The organism is Roseateles saccharophilus (assembly GCF_004342485.1).
Classification (GTDB): Bacteria; Pseudomonadota; Gammaproteobacteria; order Burkholderiales; family Burkholderiaceae_C; genus Pelomonas; species Pelomonas saccharophila.
Map to the genome: position 1 here is coordinate 197,215 of NZ_SMBU01000002.1, position 19,419 is coordinate 216,633.

The 19,419-nt window shown below is 67.1% G+C and carries 17 protein-coding genes and 7 tRNA genes; 21 read left to right on the top strand and 3 right to left on the bottom strand.

What is annotated here, in order from left to right; translation table 11 throughout:
• Nucleotide 1: 1 nt before the first annotated feature.
• The 20 genes from leuB to EV671_RS02840 all read left to right on the top strand — a co-directional run bounded on the left by leuB (nucleotide 2) and on the right by EV671_RS02840 (nucleotide 17,396).
• Nucleotides 2-1,096 (top strand): 3-isopropylmalate dehydrogenase, encoded by a 1,095-nt coding sequence (leuB, locus tag EV671_RS02745; RefSeq protein WP_132569755.1) that lies wholly within the window; start codon nucleotides 2-4, stop codon nucleotides 1,094-1,096.
• Nucleotides 1,097-1,181: 85 nt separating this feature from the next.
• Complete coding sequence (gene asd, locus EV671_RS02750; protein ID WP_132569756.1) at nucleotides 1,182-2,294, top strand: aspartate-semialdehyde dehydrogenase; 1,113 nt, start codon at nucleotides 1,182-1,184, stop codon at nucleotides 2,292-2,294.
• Nucleotides 2,295-2,568: 274 nt separating this feature from the next.
• Complete coding sequence (locus EV671_RS02755) at nucleotides 2,569-5,097, top strand: motility hub landmark protein FimV (RefSeq protein ID WP_243655550.1); 2,529 nt, start codon at nucleotides 2,569-2,571, stop codon at nucleotides 5,095-5,097.
• Between the two features lie 59 nt (nucleotides 5,098-5,156).
• The gene (gene truA, locus EV671_RS02760) at nucleotides 5,157-5,939 is read left to right on the top strand and encodes a tRNA pseudouridine(38-40) synthase TruA (protein WP_132569758.1); all 783 of its coding nucleotides are present in this window, start codon (nucleotides 5,157-5,159) and stop codon (nucleotides 5,937-5,939) included.
• Nucleotides 5,936-6,577, top strand: coding sequence for a phosphoribosylanthranilate isomerase (locus EV671_RS02765; RefSeq protein WP_132569759.1), 642 nt, complete (start codon nucleotides 5,936-5,938; stop codon nucleotides 6,575-6,577). Before truA ends, EV671_RS02765 begins: the two co-directional genes overlap by 4 nt.
• Nucleotides 6,578-6,585: 8 nt before the next feature.
• Complete coding sequence (trpB, locus tag EV671_RS02770) at nucleotides 6,586-7,839, top strand: tryptophan synthase subunit beta (protein ID WP_132569760.1); 1,254 nt, start codon at nucleotides 6,586-6,588, stop codon at nucleotides 7,837-7,839.
• Complete coding sequence (gene trpA / locus EV671_RS02775) at nucleotides 7,836-8,645, top strand: tryptophan synthase subunit alpha (RefSeq protein WP_132569761.1); 810 nt, start codon at nucleotides 7,836-7,838, stop codon at nucleotides 8,643-8,645. The genes trpB and trpA overlap by 4 nt, the downstream gene beginning before the upstream one ends.
• A complete protein-coding gene (gene accD, locus EV671_RS02780; RefSeq protein ID WP_132569762.1) occupies nucleotides 8,642-9,514 on the top strand; it encodes an acetyl-CoA carboxylase, carboxyltransferase subunit beta in 873 nt (290 codons plus the stop codon). Before trpA ends, accD begins: the two co-directional genes overlap by 4 nt.
• Nucleotides 9,515-9,642: 128 nt before the next feature.
• Entirely contained in the window at nucleotides 9,643-10,953 is a 1,311-nt protein-coding gene (folC, locus tag EV671_RS02785; RefSeq protein WP_132569763.1) for a bifunctional tetrahydrofolate synthase/dihydrofolate synthase, read from the top strand.
• 15 nt (nucleotides 10,954-10,968) lie between these two features.
• Nucleotides 10,969-11,772: an SPOR domain-containing protein gene (locus tag EV671_RS02790; protein WP_132569764.1), complete on the top strand. Its 804-nt coding sequence runs from the start codon at nucleotides 10,969-10,971 to the stop codon at nucleotides 11,770-11,772.
• Between the two features lie 8 nt (nucleotides 11,773-11,780).
• Nucleotides 11,781-12,314, top strand: a complete 534-nt coding sequence (locus EV671_RS02795) for a CvpA family protein (RefSeq protein WP_132569765.1) — start codon at nucleotides 11,781-11,783, stop codon at nucleotides 12,312-12,314.
• An 11-nt stretch (nucleotides 12,315-12,325) separates the two neighbouring features.
• Nucleotides 12,326-13,837: an amidophosphoribosyltransferase gene (gene purF / locus EV671_RS02800; RefSeq protein WP_132569766.1), complete on the top strand. Its 1,512-nt coding sequence runs from the start codon at nucleotides 12,326-12,328 to the stop codon at nucleotides 13,835-13,837.
• A 10-nt stretch (nucleotides 13,838-13,847) separates the two neighbouring features.
• Nucleotides 13,848-15,074 (top strand): O-succinylhomoserine sulfhydrylase, encoded by a 1,227-nt coding sequence (locus tag EV671_RS02805; RefSeq protein ID WP_132569767.1) that lies wholly within the window; start codon nucleotides 13,848-13,850, stop codon nucleotides 15,072-15,074.
• Nucleotides 15,071-16,474 carry a glutamate--tRNA ligase gene (gene gltX, locus EV671_RS02810; RefSeq protein ID WP_132569768.1) on the top strand — a complete coding sequence of 468 codons (1,404 nt, stop codon included), beginning with the start codon at nucleotides 15,071-15,073 and terminating at the stop codon, nucleotides 16,472-16,474. The genes EV671_RS02805 and gltX overlap by 4 nt, the downstream gene beginning before the upstream one ends.
• A 90-nt stretch (nucleotides 16,475-16,564) precedes the next feature.
• A tRNA-Ala gene (locus EV671_RS02815) sits at nucleotides 16,565-16,640 on the top strand.
• Nucleotides 16,641-16,691: 51 nt separating this feature from the next.
• Nucleotides 16,692-16,767, top strand: a tRNA-Glu gene (locus EV671_RS02820).
• Between the two features lie 101 nt (nucleotides 16,768-16,868).
• A tRNA-Asp gene (locus EV671_RS02825) sits at nucleotides 16,869-16,945 on the top strand.
• A 75-nt stretch (nucleotides 16,946-17,020) separates the two neighbouring features.
• Nucleotides 17,021-17,096: transfer RNA gene (locus EV671_RS02830), tRNA-Ala, on the top strand.
• A 47-nt stretch (nucleotides 17,097-17,143) separates the two neighbouring features.
• A tRNA-Glu gene (locus EV671_RS02835) sits at nucleotides 17,144-17,219 on the top strand.
• A gap of 100 nt (nucleotides 17,220-17,319) precedes the next feature.
• A tRNA-Asp gene (locus EV671_RS02840) sits at nucleotides 17,320-17,396 on the top strand.
• 53 nt (nucleotides 17,397-17,449) lie between these two features.
• Here the strand turns inward: EV671_RS02840 and EV671_RS02845 are convergent.
• The 3 genes from EV671_RS02845 to EV671_RS02855 all read right to left on the bottom strand — a co-directional run bounded on the left by EV671_RS02845 (nucleotide 17,450) and on the right by EV671_RS02855 (nucleotide 18,334).
• Nucleotides 17,450-17,701 (bottom strand): hypothetical protein, encoded by a 252-nt coding sequence (locus EV671_RS02845; protein WP_132569769.1) that lies wholly within the window; start codon nucleotides 17,699-17,701, stop codon nucleotides 17,450-17,452.
• Between the two features lie 183 nt (nucleotides 17,702-17,884).
• A tRNA-Ser gene (locus tag EV671_RS02850) sits at nucleotides 17,885-17,975 on the bottom strand.
• Between the two features lie 20 nt (nucleotides 17,976-17,995).
• Nucleotides 17,996-18,334: a hypothetical protein gene (locus tag EV671_RS02855; RefSeq protein ID WP_132569770.1), complete on the bottom strand. Its 339-nt coding sequence runs from the start codon at nucleotides 18,332-18,334 to the stop codon at nucleotides 17,996-17,998.
• A 157-nt stretch (nucleotides 18,335-18,491) separates the two neighbouring features.
• Between EV671_RS02855 and EV671_RS02860 the strand changes: the two genes are divergently transcribed.
• Nucleotides 18,492-19,196 carry a helix-turn-helix transcriptional regulator gene (locus tag EV671_RS02860; RefSeq protein WP_132569771.1) on the top strand — a complete coding sequence of 235 codons (705 nt, stop codon included), beginning with the start codon at nucleotides 18,492-18,494 and terminating at the stop codon, nucleotides 19,194-19,196.
• The last annotated feature ends 223 nt before the right edge of the window (nucleotides 19,197-19,419 follow it).

Consider the following 19,419-nt stretch of genomic DNA (forward strand, 5'->3'; position numbering starts at 1 on the left):
GATGAAGAAGATTGCAGTCCTGCCGGGCGACGGTATCGGCCCCGAAATCATGGCCGAGGCCGTCAAGGTTTTGAACGCGCTGGACCTGTCGCTGCAGCTCGACTGGGCGGACGTGGGCGGCAAGGCCTACGAGACAAGTGGCCACCCGTTGCCGCCTGCCACGCTGAAGCTGGCACAGGAAGCCGACGCCGTGTTGTTCGGCGCCGTGGGCGACTGGAAGTACGACAAGCTGGAGCGTTCGCTGCGGCCTGAGCAGGCCATCCTCGGCCTGCGCAAGGCCCTGGGCCTGTTCGCCAACTTCCGCCCGGCCATCTGCTATGAGCAGCTGACGCATGCGTCTTCGCTGAAGCCCGAACTGGTCGCGGGCCTCGATATCCTCATCATCCGCGAGCTGACCGGCGATATCTATTTCGGCCAGCCGCGCGGCCGCCGCACGGCGGTGGATGGGCACTTTCCCGGCGCCGAAGAGGCCTTCGACACGATGCGCTACTCGCGCCCCGAGATCGAGCGCATCGCCCATGTTGCCTTCCAGGCGGCTCGCAAGCGCAACAAGCGCCTGACCAGTGTCGACAAGGCCAATGTGCTGGAGACGTCCCAGCTGTGGAAGGACGTCGTCATCGAGGTCCACGCTCAGTACCCGGACGTCGAGCTGGACCATATGTACGTGGACAACGCCGCGATGCAACTCGTCAAGGCGCCGAAGAAGTTCGACGTTGTTGTGACCGGCAACATGTTTGGCGACATCCTGTCCGACGAGGCCGCGATGCTGACCGGCTCCATCGGCATGCTGCCTTCCGCCTCGCTGGACGCCAACAACAAGGGCCTCTACGAGCCCAGCCATGGCAGCGCGCCGGACATCGCGGGCAAGGGGATCGCCAATCCTCTGGCTACAATCCTGTCCGCTGCCATGATGCTCAAGTTCTCCCTCAACCTGCCCGACGCTGCCGCTCGTATCGAGTCGGCCGTGCAGTCGGTGCTGGCCCAGGGCTTGCGCACCGCCGACATCTGGAGTGAAGGCACGACCAAGGTCTCGACCCGCGAGATGGGCGACGCCGTCGTCAAAGCCATCACGACCACCAAAACCATTAAGAGCTAACGCTCCGTCTCGTCTCGCCCCTCCAAACCCGGCGAACGAGCCGGGGCCCAAAGTGGAAGGGGTTTGGTGAAGCAAAGGAAAGATGATGACGACCCTGGTAGGCCTCGTAGGCTGGCGCGGCATGGTGGGCTCTGTGCTCATGGAGCGCATGAGCGCCGAACGCGACTTCGACCTGATCGAGCCGCTGTTCTTCTCGACCTCCAACGCCGGTGGCACCGCCCCGGCCCAGGCCAAGAACGAGACGAAGCTGCAGAACGCCTTCGACATCGAACAGCTCAAGCGCTGCGACATCATCATCACCGCCCAGGGCGGCGACTACACGACCGAGGTCTTCCCCAAGCTGCGCGCTGCAGGCTGGGCCGGGCACTGGATTGACGCTGCCTCGACGCTGCGCATGAATGACGACGCCGTCATCGTGCTGGACCCGGTCAACATGCCGGTCATCAAGAACGCGCTGGCCGCGGGCGGCAGGAACTGGGTCGGCGGCAACTGCACCGTCAGCTGCATGCTGATGGGCGTGGGCGCGCTGTACAAGGCCGGCCTCGTCGAGTGGATGTCGACGCAGACCTACCAGGCAGCATCAGGCGGCGGCGCCCAGCACATGCGCGAACTGCTGACGCAGTACGGCACGCTGAACGCCGCGGTCAAGCCGCTGCTGGACGACCCCAAGAGCGCCATTCTCGAGATCGACCGCCAGGTCATCGCCAAGCAGCGTTCGCTGAGCGCCGAGGAGACGGCCAACTTCGGCGTGCCGCTGGGTGGCTCGCTGATCCCCTGGATCGACCGCGACCTGGGCAACGGCCAGTCCAAGGAGGAGTGGAAGGGCATGGCCGAGACCAACAAGATCCTGGGCTCGGACAATATTCCCGTCGACGGCTTCTGCGTCCGCGTCGGGGCGATGCGCTGCCACAGCCAGGCGCTGACCTTCAAGCTGAAGAAGGACGTGCCGCTGGCCGACGTCGAGGCCATGATCCGCGCCGACAACGAGTGGGTGCAGTACGTGCCCAACACTCGCGAAGAAACGCTCAAGCACCTGACGCCCGTGGCCGTCACCGGCACAATGACCATCCCGGTCGGTCGCCTGCGCAAGCTGGCCATGGGGCCGGAGTACCTTGGTGCCTTCACCATCGGCGACCAACTGCTGTGGGGTGCGGCCGAACCGCTGCGCCGCATGCTGCGGATCCTGTTGGACCGCTGAGACTGAACGAAACAGGCCTTTGTGGCCTGTTTTTGCTTACGGTCTTTTACGCTCTGACCTAGGGTTCACCCGGGCATCGATATTGAAACCAAGCGACACATCAGGTACCCCTTGAGCATTTCCGCGTATATGCTTGATACCGTTGTGTTTTTGATTCGAAACTCGACGCAGGCCTTAACGTGCAAACCAGCGTACAGACCAGGTTCGCGCAGCGCGTGCTGAAGATCGAGACAGGCGGGGCCCAATGCCCCGCCTTGTTGCTTTGGGGAATGCCTTGAAAGACCACACCCGCGACGCATCCGAGGGAATCCGCCCGACGGGCTTTGTCCGCCATCACCTGGCGCTCGCCGCTGCCCTGCTCGTGGCGGGCAGCGGTGCGCAGGCGCTGGGCCTGGGCAAGCTGAACGTGCAGTCGGCGCTGGGCGAAACCATGCGCGCCGAGATCGACGTCTCCAGCTTGACGGCCGAGGAGGCCGCCACGCTGAAGGTGCGCGTCGCGCCGCCGGAGTCCTACCGGGCGACGGGGGTCGACTACAACCCGGTGCTGACCTCGGCCCAGGTGCTGGTCACGCGCCGCGACGGCCGCACCGTGCTGCGCGTGCTCAGCGACCGCGCCGTGCAGGAGCCCTTCGTCGACGTCATCCTCGAGCTGACTTGGTCCGGCGGTCGTCTGGTGCGCGAATACACGCTGCTGTTCGACCCGCCCAGCCTGCCCAAGCCCGCGCCCGTCGTCACCGCGCCGGCGGCTATTGCTGCGGCGCCTGCCCAGGCCGCCTCCACCGAGGCCGTGCCCGCGCCGGCTCCCGCCGTCACCGCGACGCTGCCGCGCAATGGCGGCGCATCGGCGCCCGCGCCCGCTCCGGTCGCGGCGCGCGCCCCGGCCCAGGTGCAGACGCGTCCGCCGGTCACCGCGGCTTCCGAGTACACGGTGCGCCCGGGCGACTCGCTGTCCAGGGTGGCCGCGCGCACCCAGGTCAGCGGCATGTCGCTGGACCAGATGCTGGTCGGTCTGTTCCGCAACAACCCGGATGCCTTCATCGACGGCAACATGAACCTGCTGAAGTCGGGTGCCGTGTTGCAGGTGCCGTCCAGCGATGCGCTGGCCAGCGTGCCCGCGCCCGAGGCGCGCCGCATCATCCTGGCCCAGAGCGCCGACTTCTCCGCCTATCGCCAGCGCCTCGCGTCCGCCGCGCCGACGTTGCAGAACACCGAGAGCGAGCGCCAGTCCAAAGGCCAGGTGCAGGCCGCGGTCGAGGACCGCAAGCCGGCCGCCGCGTCGACGCCGGACAAGCTGACGCTCAGCAAGGCCGGCGGCGCCGCCAGCGCCGTCGAGTCCAAGCTGTCCAAGGACACCGAGAAAAAGGACGCCGCGGCCCGCGTTGCCGAGCTGACCCGCAATGTCGAGGAGCTGAAGAAGCTCTCCGGCGCCGCCAGGCCCGCGGCGGCCGGAGCTTCGGCCCTGCCTGCAGCGCCCGTGCTGCCCGCGCCCGTGGTCGCCGCCGCCGAGCCGGCCTCCGCAGCGGCTTCGGCGCGTGCGCCGCTGGCTTCGGCCAGCGCCGCGGCCTCCAGGCCGATGGCCCGCGCCAGTGCGCCGGTCGTGCCGCCGCCGGCAGCCGAGCCGCCGGGTTTCATCGAGCAATTGCTGGACAACCCCATCGTGCTGCCGCTGGTCGGCGTGCTCGTCGCCGTGCTGGGTGGCCTGGGCTTGTATCGCCTGCGTTCGCGCCGCCCGGCCCATGCGGCCGAGACCGGTTTCCATGAAAGCCGGCTGCAGCCCGATTCCTTCTTCGGCGGTACCGGCGGCCAGCGCGTCGACACGCGCGACGCGCAGCACAGCGGCCAGTCGTCGATGAGCTATTCGCTCAGCCAGCTCGACGCCATCGGCGACGTGGACCCGGTCGCCGAGGCCGATGTCTACCTGGCCTATGGCCGTGACCTGCAGGCCGAGGAAATCCTGAAGGAAGCCCTGCGCGCCAACCCGACGCGCCTGGCCATCCGCCTGAAGCTGCTGGAGGTCTACGCCAAGCGCCGCGACACCAAGGGCTTCGAGCAACTGGCCGTGCAGCTGTATGCCGAGACCCAGGGCAGCGGCGAGGATTGGTCCAAGGCCCAGGAACTGGGCCGCGGCATCGATCCGGACAACCCGCTCTACCAGCCCGGCGGTGCGCCGGCCCAGGTCGAGGACGGCCCCGAACTGCGCCCCGAGCCGATGAATGCCAGCACGCTGCCGCAGACGGCGCTGCCCAGCGGCGCGAATGCGGTCCAGATGGCCACCGATTCGATGGCCCGGGGCGCCGGCCCCGATACCGGTCCGGTCAGCGGCTTCGACCTGGCCCTCGACCTCGACCTCGACGCGCCCGAGCCCGTCTCGCCGACGGCCATGGCCGCGACCCAGGCCATGCCGGCCTCGGTCGAGCAGGCGCCGATGACGATGGACTTCGACATCTCCAGCCGTGGCGCCCGCACCGCACCGCCCGCGCCGGACCTGAACTTCGACCTCAGCGGCATGGGTGGGCTGTCGCCCAGCCCGTCGGCAAAGCCCGCTGCGGCCTCCAGCGACCTGGACTTCGACCTCGGCGAGCCAACCCGGCCTGGCGAGAGCCATCCTGACCATCTGGCCGATGCGCTGAGTGCTCTGGGCGACGATGACGGCGATCCCTTGATGCGCCAGCTGGAGCTGGCCGACGAGTTCCGCCAGATCGGCGATACCGAAGGCGCCCGCGAGGTGCTACAGGAACTGATCCAGCGTGCCAGCGGCCCGCTGCGGGACAAGGCGCAGGCGATGCTGAACGAGCTTCGGTAAGCGCAGCCGCGATACTTCCACGCCCGGCCTTCTGGCCGGGCGTTTTTGCTTTGGAGCTCATGAGAATCGCACTAGGAGTCAGCTACCGCGGCGGCGGCTACAACGGCTGGCAGAGCCAGCCCGATGGCCGCACCGTGCAGGACGCGCTCGAGAAGGGCCTGTCCGCCTTCGCGGCCCAGCCCATCCGTACCCTCTGCGCCGGCCGCACCGACGCCGGCGTGCACGGCATCAACCAGGTCGTGCACTTCGACACCTCAGTCCTGCGCGAAGCCTTCTCCTGGGTGCGTGGCAGCAACCGCTATCTGCCGCCCGACATCGCCATCCAGTGGTGCCGCTTTCCCGGCGAGGCCTTCCACGCCCGCAACTCGGCGCGTGGCCGGCGCTATGCCTATCTGCTGCTGGAGTCGGCCGTGCGGCCGGCCATCGAGTCGGGCCAGTGCGGCTGGATCTTCCGGCCGCTGGAGCAGGCGGCGCTGGAAGCGGCCGCTGAGCGGCTGATCGGCGAGCACGACTTTTCGTCCTTCCGCTCGTCGGAATGCCAGGCCGCGTCGCCGGTGAAGACGCTGCGCGAGATCAAGGTGCAGCGGCGCGGCGCTTACTGGCGTTTCGAATTCGAGGCCAGCGCTTTCCTGCACCACATGGTGCGCAACCTGATGGGTTGCATCCTGGCCGTCGGCAGCGGCGCGCGCTCGCCCGACTGGGTGTCCGAGGTGCTCGCAGCGCGCGATCGCAAGGCGGCCGCGCCGACCTTCTCCCCTGACGGTCTCTACTTCCTCGGCCCGACCTACGATGCCGAGCTGGACATCCCGCGGCAGGTGGCCGCGCTCGATTGGCTCCCATGACCCGAATCAAGATCTGCGGCCTCACGCGCGAGGCCGACATCGAAGCCGCTGTCGCGGCCGGCGCCGATGCCATCGGCTTCGTCTTCTATGCCAAGAGCCCGCGCGCCGTGACGCCGGAGCGGGCGAGGGCGCTGGCGCGGCTGCTGCCGCCCTTCGTGACGCCCGTGGGCCTGTTCGTCAACGCGACGGACGCCGAGCTGCGGGCCGGCTTCGACGCGCTGCCCAATATGCTGGTGCAGTTCCACGGCGACGAAACGCCCTCCGACTGCGACCGCATCCACCGGCCCTATCTGCGCGCCGCACGCATGGCGCCGGGTGTCGATTTGCTAGACTTCGCGGCACGTTTTTCCAACGCCCAGGCCATCCTGCTCGACGCCCATGTCGACGGCTATGGCGGCGGCGGCAAGGTCTTCGATTGGTCACTCATTCCTCCAAGCGCTCGCTTTCCAGTCGTTTTGTCTGGTGGGTTGAATGCTGCCAACGTAGCCGATGGCATCGCCCGGGTGCGGCCCTGGGCCGTTGATGTGAGTTCCGGCGTCGAGGTGTCCTCTGGGCTCAAGAGCGCCGACCTGATCCACGAGTTCTGCAACGCGGTCCGTCTCGCCGATGAGCGCACCGATGCCGAACTGACCCGATAGGAAAGACCATGTTCCAGTACGACCAGCCCGATGCGACCGGGCATTTCCGCCATGCCGGCACGCCGACCTATGGCGGCAGCTTCGTCTCCGAGACCCTCGTCCATGCACTCGACCAGCTCAAGGACGCCTACGCCCACTACCGCGACGACCCGGAGTTCATCGCCGAGTTCCAGAAGGAGCTCAAGCACTTCGTCGGCCGCCCGAGCCCGATCTATCACGCCGACCGCCTGAGCCGCGAGCTGGGCGGTGCGCAGGTCTACCTGAAGCGCGAGGACCTCAACCACACCGGCGCGCACAAGATCAACAACGTCATCGGCCAGGCCTTGTTGGCCAAGCGCATGGGCAAGCCGCGCGTCATCGCCGAGACCGGCGCCGGCCAGCACGGCGTGGCCACGGCCACCATCTGCGCGCGTTACGGCCTGGAATGCGTGGTCTACATGGGCAGCGAGGACGTGAAGCGTCAGTCGCCCAACGTCTATCGCATGAAGCTGCTCGGCGCGACCGTCGTGCCGGTGGAGAGCGGCAGCAAGACGCTGAAGGACGCGCTCAACGAGGCGATGCGCGACTGGGTCACCAACGTCGAGAACACCTTCTACATCATCGGCACCGTGGCCGGCCCGCACCCGTATCCGATGATGGTGCGCGACTTCCAGCGCGTCATCGGTCTGGAGTGCATCGAGCAGATGCCCGAGCTGGCTGGCGGCCAGCCGGACGCCGTCATCGCCTGCGTGGGCGGAGGCTCGAACGCGATCGGCATCTTCCATCCTTACATCCCCAACGAGGCGGTCAGGCTGATAGGCGTCGAGGCCGAAGGGCAGGGTGTGGCCAGCGGCAAGCATGCAGCGACGCTGACCGCCGGCAGCCCCGGCGTGCTGCACGGCAACCGCACCTATCTGCTGCAGGACGAGGACGGCCAGATCATCGAGACGCATTCCATCTCCGCCGGTCTGGACTACCCCGGCGTCGGCCCCGAGCATGCCCATCTGAAGGACATCGGCCGCGCCGAGTACGTCGGCATCACCGACGCCGAGGCGCTGGCGGCCTTCCATCGGCTGTGCCGCACGGAGGGCATCATCCCGGCGCTCGAGTCCAGCCACGCCGTCGCGCATGCCATCAAGCTCGCGCCGACGCTGGGCAAGGACAAGCTGCTGCTGGTCAACCTCAGTGGCCGTGGCGACAAGGATATCGGCACCGTGGCCGACCTGTCCGGCGCCGCCTACTTCGATCGTCCTTCGCAAGCCGGCGAGAAGGTCAAGCAATGAGCCGCATCACCACCACCTTCGACCAGCTCAAGGCTCAGGGCCGCAAGGCGCTGATTCCCTTCGTCACCGCAGGTGATCCCTATCCGGCGGCCACCGTCGACCTGCTGCTTGCCATGGCCGAGGCCGGTGCCGACGTCATCGAGCTGGGCGTGCCCTTCTCCGACCCGATGGCCGACGGCCCCGTGATCCAGCGCGCGGGCGAGCGTGCCTTGAAGCAGGGCATAGGCCTGCGCAAGGTGCTGGCCTATGTCCGCGAGTTCCGCGCCCGCAACAGCCAGACGCCGCTCGTGCTGATGGGCTATGCCAACCCCGTCGAGCGCTACGGCCTGGACGCCTTCGTGGCCGACGCCAAGGCCGCCGGCGTGGATGGCGTGCTCATCGTCGACTACCCGCCCGAGGAATGCGTGGACTTCGCCGCCAAGCTGCGCGCCGCGGACATGGACGCCATCTTCCTGCTCGCGCCCACGTCCACCGAGGCGCGCATGGCCCAGGTCGGGCAACTGGCCAGCGGCTATGTCTACTACGTCTCGCTGAAGGGCGTGACGGGCGCCGGCCACCTGAACACCGCCGCCGTGGCCGAGGCCGTGCCGCGCATCCGCCGCCATGTCAGCACGCCGGTGGGCGTGGGTTTCGGCATCCGCGACGGTGCTACGGCACGGGCCGTTGCCGATGTTTCCGACGCCGTCGTCATCGGTTCCAAGCTGGTCGAGCTGCTGGAGCGCCAGCCGCTTGATAATGTCGCCTTGACTGGCGCGGCCTTCATCCGTGAAATCCGCGCCGCACTCGACAAGAGGAACGACACATGAGTTGGCTCGACAAACTGCTCCCGCCCAAGATCCAGCAAGGCGACCCGGCTGATCGCCGCACGGTCCCCGAAGGCCTGTGGATCAAGTGCCCGAGCTGCGAGACGGTGCTCTACAAGACCGACCTGGAGCAGAACATCAATGTCTGCCCCAAGTGCAGCTTCCACCACCGCATCGGCGCGCGCGCGCGCCTGGACGCCTTCCTCGACGGCGAGGGCCGTTACGAGATCGGCCAGGAGGTGCTGCCGGTCGACGCGCTGAAGTTCAAGGACAGCAAGAAATACCCGGACCGCCTGAAGGAAGCGCTGGAGACCACCGGCGAGACCGACGCGCTGGTCGTCATCGGCGGCGCCGTGATGAGCGTGCCCGTCGTCGCGGCCTGCTTCGAGTTCGACTTCATGGGCGGTTCCATGGGTTCGGTCGTTGGCGAGCGCTTCGTGCGCGGCGTGGAGACGGCCATCGAGCAGAAGACGCCCTTCATCTGCTTCACCGCCACCGGCGGCGCGCGCATGCAGGAAGGCCTGCTGAGCCTGATGCAGATGGCCAAGACCAATGCGTCGCTGACGCGCCTGGCCAAAGCCAAGCTGCCCTACATCAGCGTGCTGACCGACCCGACGATGGGCGGCGTCTCGGCCTCGTTCGCCTTCGTCGGCGACATCGTCATTGCCGAGCCCAAGGCGCTGATCGGCTTTGCCGGCCCGCGCGTCATCGAGAACACCGTGCGCGAGAAGCTGCCTGCCGGCTTCCAGCGCGCCGAGTTCCTGATGGAGAAGGGCGCCGTCGACATGATCGTGGACCGCCGCCAGCTGCGCGAGACCATCGCGCGCCAGCTCGCCATGCTGCAGCGCCAGAGCGCGGACGCCGTGGCTTGACCCACCCCGTACCGGCTTCGCCGCCCCCTCAAGGGGGCGCTGCCGATGGCCCGGCAAAGCCGGTTCCATGGCAGTTGCTGGATTGATCGCGGCCAGGCCTGATGCCTGGCCGCTCAGCTTTTGATGCCATGACGCTTGACAACTGGCTCGCCCACTGCGAGCGCCTGCACCCCAAGACCATCGACATGACGCTGGACCGCGTCAGGGCGGTGAAGGAGCGGCTGGGCATTGCCTTCGACTGCCCGACCGTCGTCGTCGCCGGCACCAATGGCAAGGGCTCGACCTGCGCGATGCTGGAGTCCATCGCGCTGCATGCTGGTTACCGCGTGGGGCTCTACATCAAGCCCCATCTCGTGCACTTCCAGGAGCGCTGCCGGGTGGGTGGCGCGCCGGTGGCGGCCGAGTCGCTGGAGCCCCACTTCGAGGCCGTCGAGGCCGCGCGCGGTGACATCACGCTGACCTATTTCGAGTTCACGACGCTGGCCATCATGCGCCGCCTGCAGCACGAGCCGCTGGACCTCGTCATCCTCGAAGTGGGCCTGGGCGGCCGGCTGGATGCGGTCAACGTCATCGACGCCGACTGCGCCGTCATCACCAGCATCGACCTCGACCACACCGAATTCCTCGGCGCCGACCGCGAGAGCGTTGGCCGCGAGAAGGCCGGCATCATGCGCGCCGGCCGGCCCGTCGTGGTCAGCGACCCTATGCCGCCGGCCTCGCTCGCCGCGCGGGCGGCCGAGATCGGCGCCGACCTGCGCCAGCTCGGCCGTGACTTCAGCTTCGGTGGCGACCGCACGCAATGGCAATGGGCCGGCCGCGGGAAGCGCTTCTCCGGCCTGGCCTACCCGGCGCTGCGTGGGGTGAACCAGTTGCTGAACGCCGCCGGCGTGCTGGCTGCCTTCGAGGCCCTGGCCGAGCGCCTGCCCATCAGCGCCCAGGCCGTGCGCACGGGCCTGGCCCTGGTCGAGCTGCCCGGCCGCTTCCAGGTGCTGGCCGGCCAGCCCGCGGTCGTGCTGGACGTGGCCCACAATCCCCACGCCGTCGCCGCGCTGGCGCAGAACCTCGACCAGATGGGCTTCTACCCGCGCACCCATGCCGTGTTCGGCGCGATGGCGGACAAGGACCTGGGCGGCATCCTGGCCCGCATCGCACCGCTGGTGGACGTCTGGCATTTCACCGACCTGCCCATCCCGCGCGCGGCCACCGCGGTGCAGTTGCAAGCGGCCTTCCTCGCCGCCGGCCTGAAGACGCCACCCGACGTGGCGACGCGCACCCATGCCAATCCCCTGGACGCCCTGCACGCCGCGTCGGCCGGGGCGACCGCGGCCGATAGAATCCTGGTCTTTGGTTCCTTCTACACCGTGGGCGGGGTGCTCCAACAGGGCCTGCCCCGCGTGACGGCCGGTGCCACCGCACCCCAGCCTCCCACCCTCCACTGACGTCCGACGCCGCCGATGGGCCTGTTTTCCTTCCTCAAGCGCGATGACGCCACCGCCGCGGCGGCGCCCAAGAAGTCTCCGGTCCGGTCCGGCGCCAAGGCCAGCGCGGCCGACGACGTGCAACTGCTGCGCATCCGCGCGCGGCGCCGCCTCATCGGCGCGGCCGTGCTGGTGGCGGCCGGTGTGGTGGGCTTCCCGCTGATTTTCGAAACCCAGCCGCGGCCCATCCCGGTCGACCTGCCCATCGACATCCCGCACAAGGAGAGCGCGCCGCCGCTGGCCGTGCCGACCCGCGAGCCGCTGTCGCAGGCCGTGCCGGCATCGACGCCTGAGCCGGAGCCCGTGGCCACAGTGCCCAGCGCCCCCGTGCCGGTCGAGAAAGTGGCTGAGAAGCCGGTGGACAAGCCAGCCCGGGTCGACAAACCGGTGGTCGAGAAACCCGCGGAGAAGCCGCCCGTCAAGCTCGCCGAGAAGCCGGTGGAGAAACCGGTCGACAAGCCGGTCGACAAGCCCAAGCCCGCTGCCCATGCCAGCGACGGCGCCCGCGCCCAGGCCCTGCTCGATGGCAAGGAGGCGGCATCCGCGCCGGCCGCGCGCTTCATCGTGCAGGTCGGTGCCTTTGGCGAGAACAAGGCGGCCCAGGAGGTCAGGCTCAAGGTCGAGAAGCTCGGCCTCAAGACCTATGCGCAGGCCGTTGACACGGCCGATGGCCGGCGAGTGCGTGTGCGCCTGGGGCCCTTCGCCAGCCGCGACGAGGCCGAGCGCGCCGCCGCCAAGCTCAAGGGCGCGGGCCTGCCCGGCGCCATCCTGACGCTCTGAGAGGCGCCATGGACGTCACACTGAGCTGGGTCGATCTCGCGTTGGCAGCCTTGCTGCTGATCTCGATCGGCCTGGGCCTGTGGCGCGGGCTGGCCTTCGAGGTGATGTCGCTGGCCGGCTGGGTGGTGGCCTATTTCGCGGCTGGGCCGCTGGCGCCTGTCGTCGAGGGGTTGCTGCCCGAGGGCAGGTTCGGCCCCGCGGCGCTCCATGTCGTCGCGTTGGCCCTGGCCTTCTTCGCGGTGCTTGTCGTCTGGAGCCTGGCCACCCGCCTCGTCAAGGCGCTGATCCACGCCACGCCGCTGTCCGTCGTCGACCGCCTCGGCGGCGCCGGCTTCGGTGCGCTGCGCGGCGTCCTGATCGCCCTGGCCCTGGTGCTGGTCATCGGCGCTTCGCCGCTGGCCCGGTCGGCCACCTGGCAGGCATCCCGCGCGGCCCCGGTGCTGGCCGGTGTGCTGCACGATGCCGCGCCGCTGCTGCCCGAACCGCTTTCCCATTTCATTTCCCGCTCGATGACCCCATCTGATGCGGCATCGACTGACTAAGGACTCCTGCCATGTGCGGCATCGTCGGCACCCTCGCTGCCTCCCCCGTCAACCAGCTCATCTATGACGCGCTGCTGCTGCTCCAGCACCGCGGCCAGGATGCGGCCGGCATCGTCACCATGCAAGGCCAGAAATGCTTCATGCACAAGGCCCGCGGCATGGTGCGCGACGTCTTCCGCACCCGCAATATGCGCGCGCTGCCGGGCAATATCGGCCTGGGCCAGGTGCGCTACCCGACCGCCGGCAATGCCTACAGCGAGGAAGAGGCTCAGCCCTTCTACGTCAACGCGCCCTTCGGCATCGTGCTGGTGCACAACGGCAATCTGACCAATGCCCATGCGCTGAAGGACGAGCTCTTCGACATCGACCGCCGCCACATCAACACCGAGAGCGACACCGAGGTGCTGATCAATGTGCTGGCCCATGAGCTGGAGCTGGCCGCGCGCGACCTGCCGCTGACGCCCAAGGAGATCTTCGCCGCCGTGCGCGCGGTGCAGAAGCGCATCAAGGGCAGCTATGCCGTCATCGCGCTGATCGCCGGCCAGGGCTTGCTGGCCTTCCGCGATCCCCACGGTATCCGGCCGCTGTGCTTCGGTCGCGCCGGCAACGGCGACTTCATGGTGGCCAGCGAGAGCGTGGCCCTCGAGGGCACGGGCCACCAACTGGAGCGCGACGTCGCTCCGGGCGAGGCCCTGTTCGTCGACATGACGGGCAAGCTGCACTCCGAGCAGTGCAACGACAACCCGCAGCTCAACCCCTGCATGTTCGAGTTCGTCTATCTCGCACGGCCGGACTCGGTGATGGATGGCATCTCGGTCTACCAGGCCCGCCTGAACATGGGCGAGACGCTGGCCCAGCGCGTCATCTCGACGATGCCGCCGAACGAGATCGACGTCGTCATCCCCATTCCCGAGAGCAGCCGCCCCTCGGCCATGCAGCTGGCCCACCGCATCGGCAAGCCCTACCGCGAGGGCTTCGTGAAGAACCGCTATGTCGGCCGCACCTTCATCATGCCGGGGCAGGGCGCCCGCAAGAAGAGCGTGCGCCAGAAGCTCAACGCGATCGGGCTGGAGTTCAAGAACCGCAACGTGCTGCTGGTGGACGACTCCATCGTGCGCGGCACCACGTCCAAGGAGATCGTGCAGATGGCCCGCGAGGCCGGCGCGCGCAAGGTCTACATGGCATCAGCGGCGCCGCCGGTGCGCTTCCCCAATGTCTACGGCATCGACATGCCGACGCGCGAGGAGCTGATCGCCCACGGCCGCAGCATCGAGGAGATCCGCCAGTACATCGGCGCGGACGCGCTGATCTACCAGGACGTGGACGCGATGAAGCGCGTCGTGGCCGCGCTGCATCCAGGCCTGGCCGGCTTCGAGGCGAGCTGCTTCGACGGCCACTACGTGACCGGCGACGTCAGCGTCGAGGACTTTGCCGCCATGCGTGAGCAGCGCACCTCGCAGGGCGACGAGGAAGACACCGCGGCGCGCAGCCGCCTGGCCCTGCAAAGCGGCGGCGAGCACTGAGGGGCGCCACATGAGCGACGACAAGCGCCGCGGCCTGCCCGAAGGCCTGCGCCCCGAGACCCTGGCCGTGCGCACGGCCCTCGCGCCCAGCCAGCATGGCGAGAACTCCGAGGCCCTGTTCCTGACGACGGCCTATGTCCAGCCCGACGCCGAGACCTCGGCGCGCAAGTTCTCGAATGCCGAGGACTTCACCTATACGCGCACCAGCAACCCCACCGTGCGCAGCCTGGAGGCCCGCCTGGCCGCGATGGAAGGCACCGAGGGTGCCATCGCCACGTCGACCGGCATGAGTGCCATCCTGCTGCTGGCCATGGGCGCGCTGAAGGCCGGCGACCATGTCGTCTGCTCGCGTTCGGTGTTCGGCTCGACCATCAACCTGTTCGCCAAGGAGTTCGGCAAATTCGGCGTCGAGACGACGTTCGTGTCGCAGACCGACCTGGCGGAATGGCAGGCCGCCATCCGGCCGACGACGAGGCTCTTCTTCGCCGAGACGCCCACCAACCCGCTGACCGAGGTCTGCGACATCCGTGCGCTGGCCGGCATGGCCCATGCTGCGGGTGCCATCCTCGCCGTCGACAACACCTATTCGACGCCGGCCCTGCAGCGCCCCGCCGAGATGGGCGCCGACATCGTCATGCACTCGGCCACCAAATACATGGACGGCCAGGGCCGCGTGATGGCCGGCGCGCTGTGCGGGCCGAACAGGCTCATCCGCGACGTCTTCGGCCCCATCCTGCGTACGGTGGGCATGACTTTGTCGCCCTTCAATGCCTGGGTGGTGCTGAAGGGACTGGAGACGCTGAGCCTGCGCATGAAGGCCCAGAGCGAGCAGGCCCTAGCCGTCGCGCGCTGGCTGGAGGCGCAGCCCGAGGTCGACCGGGTCTACTACCCGTCGCTCGCTTCCCATCCCCAGCACGACCTGGCCATGCGCCAGCAAAACGGGCAGGGCGGGGCGGTGCTGTCCTTCGATCTGCGCGCCGATTCGCCCGAGGCTGCGCGCGCCGCCGCCTTCCACGTCATCGACAGCACCCGCGTGCTGTCCATCGCCACCAACCTCGGCGACACGAAATCCATCATCACCCATCCCGCGACGACCTCGCACGGCCGCCTCACCGAGGCGCAGCGCCAGGCCGCGGGCGTCGGGCAGGGTTTGATCCGCCTGTCCGTCGGCCTCGAGCATGTCGATGACATCTGCGACGACCTGCTGCGCGGCCTCTCCACACTGAAGACCCGATGAGCTCCACTTTCGACAAGGTCCGCACGCGCATCGCGCCGTCGCCGACCGGCTTCCTGCACCTGGGCACGGCCCGCACGGCCCTTTACTCCTGGGCCTATGCCCGCCACCACGGCGGCGAGTTCGTGCTGCGCATCGAGGACACCGACGTCGCCCGCTCCACCCAGGACTCGGTCGACCAGATCATCGCCGCCATGAACTGGCTGGGCCTTTCCTACGACGAGGGCCCGATCTACCAGATGCAGCGCCTGGACCGCTACCAGGCCGTCATCGAGCAAATGATCGCCTCCGGCCGTGCCTACCGTTGCTACGCGACCCCCGAGGACCTCGAGGCCATGCGCGAGGCGCAGCGTGCCCGGGGCGAAAAGACGCTGTACGACCGCCGCTGGCGCCCTGAGGCCGGCAAGGTCCTGCCGGCGCCGCCCGAGGGCGTGAAGCCGGTCATCCGCTTCGCCAACCCCATCGAAGGCGACGTGACCTGGGACGACCTCGTGAAGGGCCCGATCACGATCAACAACCGCGAGATCGACGACCTCATCATCGCCCGCACCGACGGCGTGCCGACCTACAACTTCGCCGTCGTCGTCGACGACTGGGACATGCGCATCAGCCATGTCTTCCGCGGCGACGAGCATGTCAACAACACGCCCTGGCAGATCAACATCTTCAACGCGTTGGGCGCGCCGCTGCCGCAGTTCGGGCATCTGCCCATCATCCTCGGCGACGACGGCCTGAAGCTGTCCAAGCGCCGGGGCGCCGTCAGCGTGATGGACTACGCCACCAACGGCTACCTGCCTGAGGGCATGCTGAACTACCTGGCCCGGCTGGGCTGGAGCCATGGGGACGACGAACTGTTCAGCGCCGGGCAGATAGTGTCGTGGTTCGACGGCTCGCATCTGTCCAAGAGCCCGGCGCAGTGGGACCCGGCCAAGCTGGACTGGGTCAACAGCCACTATGTGAAGCAGATCGACGAGGCGCGTCTGGCGGAACTGGTCGTGGCCCAGTTCTCGACCCGGGGCATTGAGGTGACACCCGCGCAGGTCCAGCCCAAGGTCGGCCTTTTCAAGGACCGCTGTGCAACGACGGCAGCGCTGGCCGACTGGCTGGCGATGTACTTCGCCCCGGTGGAGCCGTCCGTGGAGGAGCTTGCGACCCATGTGACCGACGCCGTGCGTCCCGCATTGCGTGCGCTCGCCGATCGCCTCGGCGCCTTGTCCGACTGGACCAAGGCCGGGATTCAGCAGGCGCTCAAGGAAACGCTGGCGGCGACCGGCCTGAAGATGCCGCAACTGGCCGTGCCGGTGCGTGTCGTGGTGTGCGGTCGTGCGCAAACTCCGTCGCTGGATGCGGTGCTCGAGCACTTCGATCAGAAAAAAGTTGTCGAACGCTTGCAAACGGTCTGAAATTCGTCATATACTCTTAGTCTCGCTTGAACAGCGCTGCGAACGAAGCGATTCTTGATGGGCTGGCGACAGCCGAATCAAAATCAAAACGGGGGTATAGCTCAGCTGGGAGAGCGCTTGCATGGCATGCAAGAGGTCAGCGGTTCGATCCCGCTTACCTCCACCAAATCTCCTGAAAAGGGTTTGCGTGGCGCGCAGTTCAAGCGGCGAAGGTTTAGTCCCCTTCGTCTAGAGGCCTAGGACACCACCCTTTCACGGTGATTACAGGGGTTCGAATCCCCTAGGGGACGCCAAATTTCCATCGAAAGATGGAAATTGACAATCCCGTCGCAAGACGGGCGAGTTTGATGAAGCTTGGGTATTGCCGCGAGGCGATATCGAATTCATCCCACGCGGAGTGGTAGTTCAGTTGGTTAGAATACCGGCCTGTCACGCCGGGGGTCGCGGGTTCGAGCCCCGTCCACTCCGCCAAGGATTTCGTTGGGTCCGCCCGACAAAAGAACGGCCAATTTATTGGCCGTTTGCTTTTTGCGACCGGTTTGTGCCGGGGGTATAGCTCAGCTGGGAGAGCGCTTGCATGGCATGCAAGAGGTCAGCGGTTCGATCCCGCTTACCTCCACCAATTTCCCCCTTGGGGATATTGAGTGGCACGCAGGTTTTGAAAATTCTGTCCCCTTCGTCTAGAGGCCTAGGACACCACCCTTTCACGGTGATTACAGGGGTTCGAATCCCCTAGGGGACGCCAGATTCCCATCGAAAGATGGAAATTGACAATCCCGTCGCAGGACGGGCGAGTTTGATGGGCTTGGATATTGCCGGAGTGCGATATCGAATTCATCCCACGCGGAGTGGTAGTTCAGTTGGTTAGAATACCGGCCTGTCACGCCGGGGGTCGCGGGTTCGAGCCCCGTCCACTCCGCCAAATAACAATGCGCCGAAGCCCTCGCGGGTTTCGGCGCATTTTCTTTTGGAAACTTAGGAAACGCCGCGTGGCGGAGCGGGGGCGGTGCCCGCCTCGTCATTGCCGCCATTGCCATGAGCCTGCGGGCCGGTGCTGGTGGCGCGGGACTCGCTCGGTGCGCTGCGCGGCGCCTCGCTCGGGCTGCGCTTGCCGCTGACGACCAGGCGCGCCAGTTTGACGACCTCGCTGGCCTCGGCCGGCAGGCCGGCCGCCACGAGCCCCATTGCCAGGCTCAGGCTCATCCATCCCTTACGCAGTCGCAACATCTCCGGCTCCAGCCTTGCAGACGGCAAGGCACGCTTTGCAGTGTTCAGCAAGCCGCCCGGGCAAACCAGTGCCGGGCGACGAATTGCGCTTTGCGGGGGATGAATTGCGGTTGCGGCTCTCTCGGCCCCGGTCCTGCTGCCACCCCTGGAAAGCAAAACGGGCCCAGAGGGCCCGATAAGCTTTGGCGGAGAGGGCGGGATTCGAACCCGCGGTGGGCTATTAACCCACACACGCTTTCCAGGCGTGCGACTTAAACCGCTCATCCACCTCTCCTGCAAGCCCGCCATCATAACCTATTGCGAGGCCTGGGCGGGCGAGCCGATGCGATGACGTGATTTCAGCCTGTCGATGCACTCGCGCCAGCTCAGCTGGTGAACGATGTTGTTGAGGTGCAGCATGCGCTTGGAGCGCGCGAGCGTGTGGCCTTCGCCGTCGATCAGTGCGACGTTGCACAGGATGTTCATCGGGTCGAACAGGGCGACGACGTCGGGCTGGATTTCGGTCCATTCCCACGCGATCTGGATGGGTTCGCCACCGGCCTCGGTGGCCCAGACCTCCTGGCCCGAGCGCAGGCCTGAGCGCGCATCGTCCACCCGGAGGCTGCTGCCGACTTGGCGGAGATCGAGCGTCACCTTTTCAAACTCGTTTACAGTCCTAATTACCGTTTCGCAGGCCATCAGTTGCCAAGCTGCCATCTGCATTCGGGTCTCCCGTCATTTGGATGGTTTGCAGTGTGCGTTCATCGCGACGGCGCTGCTCCTACCAACCCTAGTAGCGCCCAGTGCCTCAATGAACCTGCAGCGGTACGAACAAGTCAGTCAAGCGGCAGATTTCTCGTCCTTCAGGCAGGGGCTGATCGACTTCGCCAATGACCTGGACTTCGGCCTCATATCCGGCGTCTTGGCCTTTGAGCGCAAGGGGCCCGGGGCCAAAACGGAATACATCTCGATCGGCAACACGCCGGCGGAGTTTGTTGAGGCTTCAAGCAATCCGGAAAACGCCAAGCGCGATCCGGTGCACCGACATGTGATGGGCAATGCGGCGCCGCTGATCTATGACCAAAGGCTCTACGTGGACGCTGGCGCCGGGGACCTCTGGGAGATGCAGGCGCCTTTTGGATACAGGACCGGTCTTGCCGTTAGCGTCCACATGCCCGGTTACCGGCGTTTTCTGCTGGGCGTCGACCGAGAGGAGGTGTTGCCCAGCGATCCGGTCAAGCTCAATCGGATGATTGCTGACCTGCAATTGCTCGCGGTGCATGCCCAAGATGCGGCTGCGCGACTCCTCGTGACCGCCAAGGCGCCGCGCCTGCAGCCCAGGCAGCTGGAAATCCTGAAGCTGACGATGGAAGGTAAGAGTGCCTGGGTTGTCGGCAGCTTGCTGGGAATCAGCGAGAACACGGTGAACTACCACATGAAGCAGTTGTTCAGGCAGCTGGACGTGTCGAACAAGAACCACGCAGTGCTCAAGGCAATGGAGCTGGGCCTCCTGTGAGGCGCGCACTACCAGGGTTTGTAGTTCCCTGGCATCCCTCGGTCCGACAAACTTCGCGCCATCTGAACACGGCCTGACGGCCAGATGGAGCGAGTTATGTGGAAGCTGATTGCTGAAGTCTTCGGTCTGCCCTATACCGGCGGTTGATCGCCTTATCGACAAAAGGAAAAGCGACACCTCCATCGCTTTCGTTCGGTGCCCCCCGAACGTCCTGTTCCCGCGA